Annotated in this window: 13 protein-coding genes; 6 read left to right on the top strand and 7 right to left on the bottom strand. The window is 61.8% G+C overall.

Features of this window, described 5'->3' with window-relative positions; genetic code table 11:
* Window positions 1–100: 100 nt before the first annotated feature.
* From bioD to bioB, 5 genes are all read right to left on the bottom strand, one after another.
* On the bottom strand, window positions 101–781 hold the full coding sequence (gene bioD, locus E1K68_RS25270; RefSeq protein WP_003194794.1) for a dethiobiotin synthase: 681 nt from the start codon (window positions 779–781) through the stop codon (window positions 101–103).
* Complete coding sequence (bioC, locus tag E1K68_RS25275; RefSeq protein ID WP_212614792.1) at window positions 778–1,590, bottom strand: malonyl-ACP O-methyltransferase BioC; 813 nt, start codon at window positions 1,588–1,590, stop codon at window positions 778–780. The genes bioD and bioC overlap by 4 nt, the downstream gene beginning before the upstream one ends.
* Window positions 1,583–2,314 (bottom strand): alpha/beta fold hydrolase, encoded by a 732-nt coding sequence (locus E1K68_RS25280; RefSeq protein ID WP_137204203.1) that lies wholly within the window; start codon window positions 2,312–2,314, stop codon window positions 1,583–1,585. Before E1K68_RS25280 ends, bioC begins: the two co-directional genes overlap by 8 nt.
* Entirely contained in the window at window positions 2,307–3,488 is a 1,182-nt protein-coding gene (gene bioF, locus E1K68_RS25285; RefSeq protein ID WP_003194799.1) for an 8-amino-7-oxononanoate synthase, read from the bottom strand. The genes E1K68_RS25280 and bioF overlap by 8 nt, the downstream gene beginning before the upstream one ends.
* Before the next feature lie 146 nt (window positions 3,489–3,634).
* The gene (gene bioB, locus E1K68_RS25290) at window positions 3,635–4,690 is read right to left on the bottom strand and encodes a biotin synthase BioB (protein ID WP_014720209.1); all 1,056 of its coding nucleotides are present in this window, start codon (window positions 4,688–4,690) and stop codon (window positions 3,635–3,637) included.
* 92 nt (window positions 4,691–4,782) lie between these two features.
* On the opposite strand from bioB, the gene E1K68_RS25295 reads away from it, so the two are divergent.
* The 5 genes from E1K68_RS25295 (at window position 4,783) to rarD (ending at window position 10,549) form a co-directional block, all read left to right on the top strand.
* Complete coding sequence (locus tag E1K68_RS25295) at window positions 4,783–5,520, top strand: ComF family protein (RefSeq protein ID WP_212614793.1); 738 nt, start codon at window positions 4,783–4,785, stop codon at window positions 5,518–5,520.
* Window positions 5,521–5,578: 58 nt separating this feature from the next.
* On the top strand, window positions 5,579–6,343 hold the full coding sequence (locus tag E1K68_RS25300) for a TOBE domain-containing protein (RefSeq protein WP_212614794.1): 765 nt from the start codon (window positions 5,579–5,581) through the stop codon (window positions 6,341–6,343).
* 79 nt (window positions 6,344–6,422) lie between these two features.
* A complete protein-coding gene (locus tag E1K68_RS25305) occupies window positions 6,423–8,321 on the top strand; it encodes a PhoX family phosphatase (RefSeq protein ID WP_003194810.1) in 1,899 nt (632 codons plus the stop codon).
* A gap of 161 nt (window positions 8,322–8,482) precedes the next feature.
* On the top strand, window positions 8,483–9,457 hold the full coding sequence (locus E1K68_RS25310) for a serine/threonine protein kinase (RefSeq protein ID WP_034128855.1): 975 nt from the start codon (window positions 8,483–8,485) through the stop codon (window positions 9,455–9,457).
* Window positions 9,458–9,664: 207 nt separating this feature from the next.
* A complete protein-coding gene (rarD, locus tag E1K68_RS25315; protein ID WP_212614795.1) occupies window positions 9,665–10,549 on the top strand; it encodes an EamA family transporter RarD in 885 nt (294 codons plus the stop codon).
* 222 nt (window positions 10,550–10,771) lie between these two features.
* Here the strand turns inward: rarD and E1K68_RS25320 are convergent, their stop codons facing one another.
* Entirely contained in the window at window positions 10,772–11,284 is a 513-nt protein-coding gene (locus E1K68_RS25320) for an ACT domain-containing protein (protein WP_003194815.1), read from the bottom strand.
* A 320-nt stretch (window positions 11,285–11,604) separates the two neighbouring features.
* On the opposite strand from E1K68_RS25320, the gene E1K68_RS25325 reads away from it, so the two are divergent.
* Window positions 11,605–13,782, top strand: coding sequence for a malate synthase G (locus E1K68_RS25325; RefSeq protein ID WP_044271764.1), 2,178 nt, complete (start codon window positions 11,605–11,607; stop codon window positions 13,780–13,782).
* Window positions 13,783–13,938: 156 nt separating this feature from the next.
* Here the strand turns inward: E1K68_RS25325 and E1K68_RS25330 are convergent, their stop codons facing one another.
* Window positions 13,939–14,385 (bottom strand): response regulator, encoded by a 447-nt coding sequence (locus tag E1K68_RS25330; RefSeq protein ID WP_019817416.1) that lies wholly within the window; start codon window positions 14,383–14,385, stop codon window positions 13,939–13,941.
* Window positions 14,386–14,543: the final 158 nt, after the last annotated feature.

Genomic DNA, 14,543 nt, shown 5'->3' on the forward strand with positions numbered 1-14,543 from the left:
AGCCTGCCTTTAGAGAATCGTGAAGCCCGATTGAACCAGACATCCTGGCAAAAGGCCCGTCAAAAACACTAATGGCATATTGCCTTATCGATAGCCAAAATCAGTCAAGCAGGTCCAGCTCCAGGTACTCGGCCACTGCGGCGGCCCCGGCATGCTTGAGTTTCGGCACTCGCCCCAGGCAAGGTGCGGGCAGGCGCTCAGCCAGGGTGGCGAGGTTTTCTTCCAGACGAGAGGTCTTGGGGTCGATGATATTTGCCACCCAGCCCGCCAGCGGCAAGCCATCCCGTGCGATGGCTTCGGCGGTGAGCAGTGCATGGCTGATGCACCCCAGGCGCACGCCCACCACCAGGATCACCGGCAGCTTGAGCGCCATGGCCAGGTCCGACAGGTTGGCCTGGTCGGCCAAGGGCACGCGCCAACCGCCTGCCCCTTCGATCAAGGTGAAGTCCGCGCCCCGTGCCAGGACCTGCTGCATCGGTTTGAGCAGCGATTGCACCGTGAGCCCGACGCCCGCCTCGCGCGCCGCCAGATGCGGCGCGATAGCTGGCTCGAAGGCCACCGGGTTGACCTCGGCATAACTGAGCGGCACGGAACACTCGGCCAGCAACGCCAACGCATCGGCATTGCGCAGGCCCTGGGCCGTCAGTTGGCAGCCCGACGCCACCGGCTTTCCGGCGGCCGTGCTTTTGCCGCAAAGCCTGGCCGCATGCAACAGGCCGGCGGCGATGGTGGTCTTGCCAACATCGGTGTCTGTACCGGTGATGAAGTAAGCGGCGCTCATAACGGTTTCTCCAGTACGGCATACACCACCTGGTACGTGGCGGGCAGGCCCTGGGCCTGGCGGAACTGCTCGTAGGCCTCTACCAGCGCGACAATCCGCGCACGGCCCGTCAACCCTCCCGGGCGGCCTGGGTTGAGGTTATGGGCGCCCAGTGCCTTGAGTTCATGGGTCAGGCTGCGCACATCCGGGTAATGCAACACATGGGGCTTTCGCTCCAGGCTGATCACGCGCAAACCACTGGCCGCACACAGTTGCTGATAAGCCTCGAAGGTGCGGAAGCGATTGACGTGGACCAGGCCATCCGCCGCCCGCCAACTCTCGCGCAACTCATCCAGGGTGCCTACGCACAGGCTGGCAAAGGCCAGCACGCCACCTGGTCGCAGCACACGCCTGGCTTCACTGAGCACCGCATCAAAATGGGCACACCACTGCACCGCGAGACTGGAGAAGAACAGCTCGAAGCTGTCAGCTGCAAGCGGCAAGCGTTCTGCATCGCCGGCTATAAAGTGCGCAGCGCCACCCCGTGGACGCGCGTGGTTGAGCATACCCTCGGCAATATCCAACGCCACACCCTGGCTGCCGGGCAAACGCTCGCCCAATACGCGGCTGAAGTAACCCGTGCCACAGCCCATGTCCAGCCAACGCTGGGGCACCAGGCCGTGCGGCAAGCGGCTGAGCAGTTCATGCCCGACCGCACGCTGCAACTCGGCCACGCTGTCGTAACTGGCCGCCGCACGGGAGAACGAGGCCGCAACCTGGCGCTTGTCCGGCAAGCCCCCAGGCAAGGGCGGGTGGGATAGGTCAGTCATCAACACACTCATGCAAAAAAGCCTGGATAGCCCCGGCGACTCCGTGAGGGTCTTCCAGAAGAAACGCGTGACCGGCCTGTTCAATCAGGCCGATTTCTACATCGGGGAGCAAGGCCAGCAGGTCGCTGGCGGCTTCGGCAGGCACCAGCTCATCCAGGCCGGCAAACAGGTGCAACTGAGGGCCGCGAAAAGCCTGCAAGGCCGCCCGCGTATCCAGTTGGGCCAGCAGTTCCAGGCCGGGCATCAAGACGCTGGAGGAAGTATTCGGCGCACCGCTGACCAATAAGCGCGACAAGCCGCGTGGGTCTTCGGCCCCCTTGGCACACAACAGGCCAAAACGCTTGAGCGTGACTTGGGAATCGGCGTGGCAGCCGGCCAAAAATGCATCGAAGGTTTCGGCAGGCATCCCGTGAGGCCAGCCGTCATGGGCGACGAAACACGGGTTGCTCGCCAGGGTCAGCAAACCGCAGCACCGCTCGCCACGGCGTGCCGCCAACTCGGACGCGAGCATGCCGCCCAGCGACCAGCCCCCGAGCCAGGCATTGTCCGGCAGCGTCGCATCGAGTTCATCGAGCCATTCACCGAGTTCACTGGCCTGCAGCACCGGCAAGGGTTCGATCTGTACCTGCAAATGCTCGTTCAGGCCGTGCAGCGCAGCGGCCAACGGCTCCAGCGGTGACACACCCAGGCCCCAGCCCGGTAGCAGGATCAGTCGATTACGCATGGCCAGACTCCGAGTCGCCTAATAAGCGAAAACACGCTTGCAACCCTTCTAACAGTAGCTGCACCTGCGCTTCGCTGTGGGCTGCCGTCAATGTCACCCGCAGACGGGCACTGCCGGCGGGCACGGTGGGTGGGCGAATGGCGGTCACCATCAGGCCGCGCTCGCGCAGCATCTGCGAGAGGCGCAGTGCCCGGGCGCTGTCGCCAATCAGGATCGGCTGGATCGGCGTAAAACTGTCCATCAACGCCAGGCCTATCTGCTGCGCGCCATGGCGAAACTGGCGGATCAACGCGTTGAGGTGCTCGCGTCGCCAATGTTCGCTGCGCAGCAGTTCCAGGCTTTTGAGGGTGGCGCAGGCCAGTGCCGGTGGTTGGCTGGTGGTGTAGATATACGGGCGGGCGAATTGGATCAGGCTCTCGATCAAGTCCTCACTGCCAGCCACAAAGGCCCCGGCGGTGCCGAACGCTTTGCCCAAGGTGCCAACCAGCACGGGCACGTCGTCCTGGCTCAAGCCGAAATGCTCGACGATACCGCCGCCATTGGCGCCCAGCGGGCCGAAGCCATGGGCGTCATCCACCATCAGCCAGGCCCCTTTGGCCCGGGTTTCACGGGCCAGCGCGGGCAGGTCGGCAAGGTCGCCGTCCATGCTGAACACACCGTCGGTGACCACCAAGGTATTGCCGGTGGCTTTCTCCAGGCGCTTGGCCAGGCTACCCGCGTCGTTATGCAGGTAGCGGTTGAAACGCGCACCGGACAGTAAGCCGGCATCCAGCAAAGACGCGTGGTTAAGCCGGTCTTCCAGTACCGTATCGCCCTGCCCCACCAGCGCCGTGACCGCGCCGAGGTTGGCCATGTAGCCGGTGGTGAACAGCAAGGCACGCGGGCGACCGGTCAAGTCAGCCAGGGCTTCTTCCAGCTCATGGTGCGGTGTGGCGTGGCCCACCACTAAATGCGAAGCGCCACCGCCCACGCCCCAGCGGGACGCACCGGCGCGCCAGGCTTCGATCACTTGCGGGTGATTGGCAAGGCCCAGGTAATCGTTATTGCAGAACGCCAACAACGGTTGCCCGTCCACCACCACCTGCGGGCCTTGGGGGCTCTGCAGCAAGGGGCGCTGGCGGTAAAGATGGTCGGCACGGCGGGCAGCGAGGCGCGCGGCGAGATCGAATGACATGCTGGCCTCGATTCAACAGGTTCAACTGCGTCCAATGTGGGAGCTGGCTTGCCTGCGATAGCGGTCCTTCTGACACTTCTACGCTGAAAGTGCCGCCGTCATCGCAGGCAAGCCAGCTCCTACACTGGAATGCATTCCAAAGGTGGTTACACCACAGCGTTGTAGAACTGCTCGCTGCTCTTTTGCTCCACCAACGCCTGCTCGATCGCCGCCTGGTGCACTTCGTCGGCATGCTCTTCACGGGCTTCGGGCAGGATGCCCAGGCGTGCGAACAATTGCATGTCCTTGTCAGCCTGGGGGTTGGCGGTGGTCAGCAGTTTGTCGCCGTAGAAGATCGAGTTGGCGCCGGCAAAAAACGCCAGGGCCTGCATCTGCTCATTCATGGCTTCGCGGCCGGCCGACAGGCGCACGTGGGACTGCGGCATCAGGATGCGCGCCACCGCCAGCATGCGGATGAAATCGAAGGGGTCGATGTCATCGGCGTTTTCCAACGGCGTACCCGCTACCTTCACCAGCATGTTGATCGGCACCGATTCCGGATGCTCCGGCAGGTTAGCCAGTTGGATCAGCAAGTTGGCGCGGTCATCGAGAGATTCGCCCATGCCGAGGATGCCGCCCGAGCAGATCTTCATCCCCGAATCACGCACGTACGCCAGGGTTTGCAGGCGCTCGCTGTAGGTGCGGGTGGTGATGATCGAGCCGTAAAACTCCGGCGACGTATCGAGGTTGTGGTTGTAGTAGTCCAGGCCGGCCTGGGCCAGGGCTTCGGTCTGGTCCTGGTCGAGGCGACCAAGGGTCATGCAGGTTTCCAGGCCCATGGCCTTCACGCCTTTGACCATTTCCAGCACGTAGGGCATATCTTTGGCCGATGGATGCTTCCACGCCGCGCCCATGCAGAAACGCGTCGAACCGATGGCCTTGGCGCGCGCGGCCTCTTCGAGGACCTTCTGCACCTCCATCAGCTTCTCTTTTTCCAGGCCAGTGTTGTAGTGGCCCGACTGCGGACAATATTTGCAATCTTCCGGGCAGGCGCCGGTCTTGATCGACAGCAGGGTCGAGACCTGCACGCGGTTGGCGTCGAAATGCGCGCGGTGCACGGTCTGCGCCTGGAACAACAGGTCGTTGAAGGGCTGCACGAACAAGGCTTTGACTTCAGCTAAAGACCAATCGTGACGCAGGGTGGCAGAGGTGCTGGCGCTCATGGGCGATTCCTTGATTATGCTTTGGCAAGCGCTGTGGGAAGGGCAATACCCACAGGCACGACACGGATGCTCGGCATATTTAAGGAAGATTCATGCACTGTCAACCTGAGTACAAACACCAAGTTTACATCTGGTCAAAAAGCATACAGCCCTGCCTGATTTGCGATGAGAGCACTGAATTAGCCGAGGCCGTGTGCAGCGCCTGCGAAACAGAATTGCCATGGCTGATGGAACAATGCGAGCGTTGCGCACTGCCCTTGCCCATGGATGGGTTGATCTGCGGCCAGTGCCAAAAACAGCCTCCGGCCTTTCACCAAGTGATCGCGCCATGGACCTACAGTTTTCCAGTGGACACCCTGATCAGCCGCTTCAAGCATCAGGCGCGTTGGCCGCTGGGGCACTTGCTGGCGCGCCTGCTGGGGCAGCACTTGCAGCATCGCTTCGATAACGCCGAACTGGAGCGCCCCAACTGCCTGCTGCCGGTGCCCATGGCGCGTAAACGCCTGCGCGAACGCGGCTTTAATCAAGCGTTGATGCTGGCCCGCTGGCTCAGTCACGCCCTCGACATTCCCATTGATGAACACGCGCTGTTGCGCCCCCATGAAACCGTGGCGCAGCAAGACCTTGATGCCAAGACCCGCAAACGCAACCTGCTCAACGCCTTCGCACTGGCCCCCGGCATCCGGGTTGCCGGGCAACATGTGGCGCTGGTAGACGACGTCCTCACCACCGGCGCCACCGCCCACGGCTTGGCGCGCTTGTTGATAAATGCCGGCGCACGCCAGGTGGACGTGTATTGCCTGGCCCGTACGCCCAAGCCCGGCAGCTGACTTGACTCCCCTGCGCCATCGCGGCAACGTCGGCGCATCTCACCCAAGCGTATCTGCCATGTCTGTGCCCAACCCTCTCAACCAACACATCATCCGCCGCCCCCAGCGTATTGCCTTGCTGGGGCATATCGCCGAGCAGGGCTCCATCACCCGTGCGGCCAAGAGTGCCGGGTTGAGTTACAAGGCCGCCTGGGACGCCATTGATGAGCTGAACAACCTGGCGCAAAAACCGCTGGTGCAACGCAGCGTCGGCGGCAAGGGCGGTGGCGGCGCCAAACTGACGCAAGAAGGTGAACGGGTGCTGCGCCTTTATCAGCGCCTGCAACTGCTACAGGCCGAGATCCTTGGCTCTGACGAAGCGGCCAGCGACTTCGACCTGCTGGGCCGCTTGATGCTGCGCACCAGCGCGCGCAACCAATTGCACGGCCAGGTCAGCGCCATAGAGAGCCATGGCCACAACGACATGATCCGCCTGCAACTGGCCGGAGGCCTGCACCTCGACGCGCAGATTACACACGACAGCACCCTGCGCCTGGAACTGCAGACCGGCGTGGAAGTGGTCGCGCTGATCAAGGCCGGATGGCTGGAATTACTGGCGGAGGGGCAAACCGAAACACTTGGACACAATTGCCTGGAAGGCAGTATCGAGACCATTCTCGCCGCCGAAGACGGCCCCAGCGAGGTACGTATCGCCCTGCCCAACGGCCAAGTGTTGTGCGCGCTGGCGCAGCCCGTCGCACTCAAGGCCATCGACGCAGCGCAGGGCCAGCCGATCCGCGTGCAGTTTGCACCCAGCCATGTATTGCTCGGCACCCCGGTGTAACGGGCCCGCGTCTTCAAGCTGCAACAATTCGGTCACAAGCGCTGCTTAAGGTGTCTGCAAAAACCTTAAGGAGCCTGTGATGAGCCTATTAGAAGAAAACCAAGCCACCGACCTTGAACAGATGGTGGGCCTGACCCGCCGTCGCTTTATCGGCGCAGGCGCCCTGTGCGGCGCCGCGATGTTCCTTGGCGGCAACCTGTTGAGCCGTAGCGCGCTGGCGGTGAATGCCGCTTCCGCCAGCCCGCTGCTCGGGTTCACCAGCATTGCCGCTGCCACCAGCGATACCATCACCCTGCCACCGGGCTACAGCGCTTCGGTGCTGATCAGTTGGGGCCAGCCCCTGCACAAGCACGCCCCGGCTTTCGACCCGTCCGGCCATGGCACCGCCAAGGCCCAGGAACAACAGTTCGGCGACAACAACGACGGCATGAGCCTGTTTGCGTTCCCAGGCGACGACAACCGCGCACTGATTGCGATCAACAACGAATACACCAACTATCGCTACCTCTACGCCCACGGCGGCGCGCCACAATCTGCCGAAGACGTGCGCAAGGCCCTGGCCAGCGAAGGCGTGTCGGTGATCGAAGTGCGGCGTCAGGGTGACACCTGGCAGTTCGTCCAGGACTCGCGCTACAACCGGCGCATCCACGGCAATTCACCGATCCGTTTGAGTGGCCCTGCCGCCGGCCATGACTGGCTGAAAACCGGCGCCGACAAGACCGGCAAAAAAGTCCTTGGCACGTTCCAGAACTGCGCCAACGGCAAGACGCCGTGGGGCACCTACCTGACCTGCGAAGAAAACTTTACCGACTGCTTCGGCAGCAGCAACCCGCAGCAAACCTTCGACGCAGGGCAGAAGCGCTACGGCGTGGTGGCCGCCAGCAAGGACATCAACTGGCATCCGCACGACCCGCGCTTTGATATGGCCAAGAACCCCAACGAACTCAATCGCCATGGCTGGGTGGTGGAAATCGACCCGTTCGATCCGCAGTCCACCCCGGTCAAGCGCACGGCCCTGGGGCGCTTCAAACACGAAAACGCGGCCCTCGCCGAAACCCGTGATGGCCGCGCCGTGGTGTACATGGGCGACGATGAACGCGGTGAGTTCATCTACAAGTTCGTCAGCCGCGATCAGATCAACCACAGCAACCCGAAGGCCAATAAAGACCTGCTCGACCACGGCACCTTGTACGTGGCGATCTTCGACGCGGGCGACGGCAACGCCGACCATCCCAAGGGCAAAGGCCAGTGGGTTGAACTCACCCATGGCAAGAACGGCATCGACGCCAGCAGCGGGTTCGCCAACCAGGCCGAGGTGCTGATTCACGCACGCCTGGCCGCCAGCGTGGTGAAAGCCACACGCATGGACCGCCCGGAATGGATCGTGGTCAGCCCCACCGACGGCCAGGTTTATTGCACCCTGACCAACAACGCCAAGCGCGGCGAAGAGGGCCAGCCAGTGGGCGGCCCCAACCCACGGGAGAAAAACGTCTACGGCCAGATCCTGCGCTGGAAAGCCGACGCCGATAACCACGGTGCCACGGACTTCACCTGGGACCTGTTCGTGGTGGCCGGCAACCCCGGCGTACATGCCGGCAACCCCAAGGGCGGCTCGTCCAACATCAACCCGCAAAACATGTTCAACAGCCCCGACGGCCTGGGCTTCGACAAAGCCGGGCGCCTGTGGATCCTCACCGATGGCGACTACAGCAACGCTGGCGACTTTGCGGGCATGGGCAATAACCAGATGCTGTGTGCCGACCCGAGCACCGGTGAAATCCGTCGCTTCATGGTGGGGCCGGTGGCGTGTGAGGTGACGGGGATCAGTTTCTCGCCGGACCAGAAGACGCTGTTCGTGGGCATTCAACACCCGGGTGAAACCGGTGGCTCGACCTGGCCGGAACACTTGCCCAATGGCAAGCCGCGGTCGTCGGTGATGGCGATTCGTCGGGACGACGGCGGGATCGTAGGCGCCTGATACACCGCTATCGCAGGCAAGCCAGCTCCCGCATTTTGATGTGTAAATACATGCCAGTGTGGGAGCTGGCTTGCCTGCGAAGGCGTCCGCACAGCCACCGGCTATCTATGCTGTTACCATACCCGGCCGGACGCGGCGCCCTGCTGCGCGCAGGAGTTCGCATGGCCCACCCGTTTGAAACACTCACCCCAGACCTGGTGCTCGACGCCGTCGAAAGCATCGGTTTTCTCAGCGACGCGCGAGTTCTAGCGCTCAACAGCTACGAAAACCGTGTGTACCAAGTGGGCATCGAAGACGCCGAACCGCTGATCGCCAAGTTCTATCGTCCCCAGCGCTGGACCAACGAGGCGATCCTGGAAGAACACCGCTTCACCTTCGAACTGGCCGAGTGCGATGTACCGGTGGTCGCGCCGTTGATCCACAACGGCGAGAGCCTGTTCGAACACGCAGGTTTCCGCTTCACCCTGTTTCCCCGCCGTGGCGGCCGCGCGCCAGAGCCGGGCAACCTCGATCAGCTTTACCGGCTCGGGCAACTGCTCGGTCGCTTGCACGCCGTAGGCTCCACTCGCCCATTCGAACACCGCGAAGCCCTGGGGGTGAAGAATTTCGGTCACGACTCCCTCACCACCCTGCTTGAAGGCAACTTCATTCCCAAAAGCCTGTTGCCGGCCTACGAGTCCGTGGCCCGCGACCTGCTCAAGCGTGTGGAAGAGGTTTACAAGGCCACGCCGCACAAGAACATCCGCATGCACGGTGACTGCCACCCCGGCAACATGATGTGCCGCGACGAGATGTTCCATATCGTCGACCTGGATGACTGCCGCATGGGCCCGGCGGTGCAAGACCTGTGGATGATGCTGGCTGGCGACCGCCAGGAATGCCTCGGCCAGCTCTCGGAACTGATGGACGGCTACCAGGAATTCCACGACTTCGACCCCCGCGAACTGGCGCTGATCGAACCGCTGCGCGCCCTGCGCCTGATGCACTACAGTGCCTGGCTGGCGCGACGCTGGGACGATCCCGCATTCCCCCATAGCTTTCCGTGGTTTGGCAGCGAGCGGTATTGGGGCGACCAGGTGCTGGCGTTGCGCGAGCAACTGTCGGCGCTCAATGAAGAACCGCTGAAGCTCTTCTGACCTGGCCCTGCCTCCTGTGGGAGCTGGCTGTCCATGCTCGCCCCCACGCTCCGCGTGGGCGCGCATCCTGTGACGCTCCGCGTCACGATTTAAAAGCAGACGCAGAGCGTCCAAGGCGGCGTTACCACGCAGAGCGTGGGAACGAGCGTTGTCTGACAAATATCCTTACAATTGCGCTTTGTTAGCTGCCTAAGCAAGGATTCTGCAATGCAAGCCGCCAACCCCCGCAAGGGGTACATCCTGGGCCTGAGCGCCTATGTCATCTGGGGTCTGTTCCCGCTCTACTTCAAAGCCATCGCCAGCGTGCCCGCCGCCGAGATCATCGTGCACCGCGTGTTGTGGTCGGCGCTGTTCGGTGGGCTGTTGCTGATGGTGTGGAAACATCCCGGCTGGTTTCGCGAGCTGCGCGACAACCCCAAGCGTCTGGCGATCCTGGCCCTCAGTGGTTCGTTGATTGCCGCTAACTGGCTGACCTATGTGTGGTCGGTGAACACCGGGCGCATGCTTGAAGCCAGCCTGGGTTATTACATCAACCCGCTGGTGAATGTGCTGCTGGGCATGCTGATCCTCGGCGAGCGCCTGCGTCGTTTGCAGTGGGTGGCTGTCGGGTTGGCTGCGGCGGGTGTGGCGCAGCAGGTGTGGCAGGTCGGTAGCCTGCCGTGGGTGTCGTTGGCACTGGCGCTGACGTTTGGCTTCTACGGTTTGATCCGCAAGCAGGCACCGGTCAAGGCGCTGCCAGGGCTGGTGGTGGAAACCTGGATGCTGGTACCGATTGCCGTCGCCTGGTTGCTGTTCAACCCGACCGCCCACAGCGCGCAACTGGCGTTCTGGAGCACCTCCGAAGCCTGGTGGCTGGTAGCCGCAGGCCCGGTGACGCTGATTCCCCTGGTGTGTTTCAACGCCGCTGCACGGCATTTGCCCTACACCGCCCTGGGCTTTTTGCAGTACGTGGCGCCGACGCTGGTGTTGCTCGAAGCCGTGCTGTTGTTCGGTGAACACCTGGCGCCGAGCACGTTGATCGCCTTCGCCTTTATCTGGGCCGGGCTGGTGGTGTACAGCCTGGATGCCTGGATGACCGTGCGCAAACGCTGATCAAATAACGTACAACCCTCTGCAAGCCACAGCATTCGTGGCTTGCAGCGTTCCACCCCAAGGTTATCCACAACCTGATCCCCGCCATTTGTGCACAAGCCCTTGAAACTGCTCGTTTTTTGCTCAACTTGCGCAGATGCCCGGCGGGCGTGGCCTGGCGTCGGGTCTCTACAGGTTATCCACAGGCCCATGCAAGATTTCGATGCATAACCTTGTGGATTGTTACTCTTCCTGACGCAGCTCCACCATCAAGTCATCGGCCAAGGTTTCCAAAGCCTCTTGCAAGGTTTCCAACGACAGCGTGGCCGGCACTTGCAACAACGCCTCGGCGTTGAACAGCGGATCACCACTCATGGGCGCCGGGCGCACATCGGTGCTCAGGCGTTCCAGGTTGACGCCCTGCTGACTCAACAACGCGGTGATCTCACGCACGATGCCCGAGCGGTCATTGCCCACCAGGGTCATCAGGATCGGCTTGGACGCCGATGCCTGGCCGCTGCTGCCCTCACCCACCAACACGCGAATGCCGTGGGTGGATAAGTCCTCCAGCGCCCCCACCAATGCCTGGCGCTGCTCGCTCGGCACACTGACCCGCAGGATCCCGGCAAACTGCCCGGCCATGTGCGCCATGCGGCTTTCCAGCCAGTTACCACCATGGCTGGCAATGTTCTGCGCGATGCGTTCAACCAGGCCGGGTTTGTCGGCGGCGATAATAGTGAGTACAAGATGGTCCATGGCGCAGTCCCTCGGTTGGTTGATCCTCGATTATAGACATGCCGCGTTTATCCAGAACGTATGCGTGATCGTCAACGGCCGTCGCAGGCAAGCCAGCTCCCACAGACAAATCGTGTACCATTTTGATATTTATCTGGAACAATCTAATAGTTTTTTGAGAACATCCGGTTCTCCGCTGTGACCGTACGACCAAAGTGGGTCGCTAAACGACGTATTTAGTCTAATTTTCACAACCGCAAGTCATCATGTAGTATGCCCAACCGTGCACTACATAATGAAAATCTGAAAAAGCGCATAAGCTCCGCAGAGTGAGGCAAGCAATGACTGAACACGTTCAAGTCGGTGGCCTGCAGGTCGCCAAAGTCCTGTTCGACTTCGTGAACAACGAAGCCATTCCCGGTACCGGCATCACTGCCGACCAGTTCTGGGCCGGTGCCGACAAGGTCATCCATGACCTGGCCCCGAAGAACAAAGCCCTACTCGCCAAACGCGACGACTTCCAGGCGCGGATCGATACCTGGCACCAGACCCACGCAGGCCAGGCCCATGACCCGGTGGCCTACAAAGCCTTCCTGCAAGACATCGGCTACCTGCTGCCAGAAGCCGCAGACTTCCAGGCTTCGACCCAAAACGTCGATGACGAGATCGCACGCATGGCCGGCCCACAGCTGGTCGTGCCGGTGATGAATGCCCGTTTCGCCCTCAATGCCTCGAATGCGCGCTGGGGCTCGCTGTACGACGCGCTGTATGGCACCGACGCCATCAGCGAAGCCAACGGCGCCGAGAAGGGCAAGGGCTACAACAAAGTACGTGGCGACAAGGTCATTGCCTTCGCCCGCGCCTTCCTCGACGAAGCCGCACCGCTCAGCGCCGGCAGCCACGTCGATTCCACCGGCTACAAGATCGTCGATGGCAAGCTGATCGTCAGCCTCAAAGGCGGCAGCAACAGCGGCCTGCGTGACGATGCCCAGTTGATCGGTTTCCAGGGCCCTGCGGCCGAGCCGATTGCAATCTTGCTCAAGCACAATGGCCTGCACTTCGAAATCCAGATCGACGCCAGCACCCCAGTCGGCCAGACCGACGCTGCCGGCGTCAAAGACGTGCTGATGGAAGCCGCGCTGACCACCATCATGGACTGCGAAGACTCCGTGGCCGCTGTGGACGCCGACGACAAAGTGGTGATCTACCGCAACTGGCTCGGCCTGATGAAGGGCGACCTGGCCGAAGAAGTGGCCAAGGGCGGCCAGACCTTCACCCGCACCATGAACCCTGACCGCGTCTACACCGGCGTGGATGGCAGCGACGTGACCCTGCACGGCCGTTCGCTGTTGTTCGTGCGCAACGTTGGCCACTTGATGACCATCGATGCGATCCTCGATAAAGACGGCAACGAAGTGCCCGAAGGCATCCTCGACGGCCTGATCACCAGCCTGGCGGCGATCCACAGCCTCAACGGCAACAACACCCGCAAGAACAGCCGCACCGGTTCTGTGTACATCGTGAAACCGAAGATGCACGGCCCGGAAGAAGCCGCGTTCACCAACGAACTGTTCGGTCGCATCGAAGAGGTGCTGAACCTGGCGCGCAACACCCTCAAGGTCGGGATCATGGACGAGGAGCGCCGCACCACGGTCAACCTCAAGGCCTGCATCAAGGCGGCCAGCGAGCGTGTGGTGTTTATCAACACCGGTTTCCTCGACCGCACCGGCGATGAAATCCACACCTCCATGGAAGCCGGCGCGATGGTGCGCAAGGCGGCCATGAAGGCAGAAAAATGGATCGGCGCCTATGAGAACTGGAACGTCGATATCGGCCTGAGCACCGGCCTGCAAGGTCGTGCACAGATCGGTAAGGGCATGTGGGCCATGCCCGACCTGATGGCGGCGATGCTCGAACAGAAAATCGCTCACCCCCTGGCCGGCGCCAACACCGCCTGGGTACCTTCGCCAACCGCCGCGGCCTTGCATGCGTTGCACTATCACAAGGTCGATGTGTTTGCCCGCCAGGCCGAACTGGCCAAGCGCGAGCGCGCCTCGGTGGACGATATCCTCACCATTCCTTTGGCCAGCAACACCGATTGGTCCGAAGAAGAGATCCGCAACGAACTGGACAACAACGCCCAGGGCATCCTTGGCTATGTGGTGCGTTGGATCGACCAGGGTGTGGGCTGCTCCAAGGTGCCGGACATCAACGATGTCGGCCTGATGGAAGACCGCGCCACCCTGCGTATTTCCAGCCAGCACATCGCCAACTGGCTGCGCCACGGCATCGTCAACGAAGCCCAAGTGATGGAAAGCCTCAAGCGCATGGCGCCGGTGGTAGACCGTCAGAATGCCGGGGATGCGTTGTACCGCCCACTGGCTCCGGATTTCGACAGCAACATCGCGTTCCAGGCAGCGGTGGAGTTGGTGATTGAAGGGACCAAGCAGCCTAATGGCTATACCGAGCCTGTGTTGCACCGCAGGCGTCGGGAGTTCAAGGCCAAGAACGGCCTGTAAATGAAAAAAGCCCTGATCGAAAGATCAGGGCTTTTTTATCAGTGTCAGTTAGACCGCGTTGCCTGAATCGCAGGCAAGCCAGCTCCCACAGGGGAATGCATTTCAAATGTGGGAGCCGGGCTTGCCCGCGAAGAGGCCAGGCCAGTCACCCCACACTCAGGGCACCATCCCTAACTCCCGCTTCACCAACTTCGCCAACTTCACGCTATCAATCGGCTTGAGCAAGAAATCCACCACGCTCAAATGCATCGCATCAATCACATCCGGCGCTTCCGCGTCTCCAGACATGATGATGATCGGCAACGCCGCACGGGTGGACTCACGCACCTGGCGGATCAATTCCAGGCCATTGCTGGGCGCCATGCGCAGGTCGGTGATCAGCAAACCGATGGAACTGCTCGTCTTCAACAAATCCCACGCAGCCTCGCCACTTTCGGCAGTCATGCAGCGAATACCATCGAGCCCAAGGATTTCCGCCAGCAATTCACGCGCGTCCTTGTCGTCGTCCACGATCAAAACGCGTTGGGGGGGTAAATCGGGCTCCAGCATCACGGCGCTCAGCGCCTCGCGCTCGGCATCACTCAAAATATCGTGGTCGGACATACGTTTCTCAGCAGTTCTCATCAATCTCCCAGCACACTCGTCAGACATCTGCGGAAGGGCGAACAATGTGCACTTCGTCGGAAAGTTTGCCTAGTGGGCTTTCTACGGGTTTTGGACGATTGTCATGTAAGGTTTTTCCCTAGTTTTGCGCGGTATTC

Source organism: Pseudomonas sp. B2021 (assembly GCF_018135665.1).
GTDB classification, from domain to species: domain Bacteria; phylum Pseudomonadota; class Gammaproteobacteria; order Pseudomonadales; family Pseudomonadaceae; genus Aquipseudomonas; species Aquipseudomonas lactis.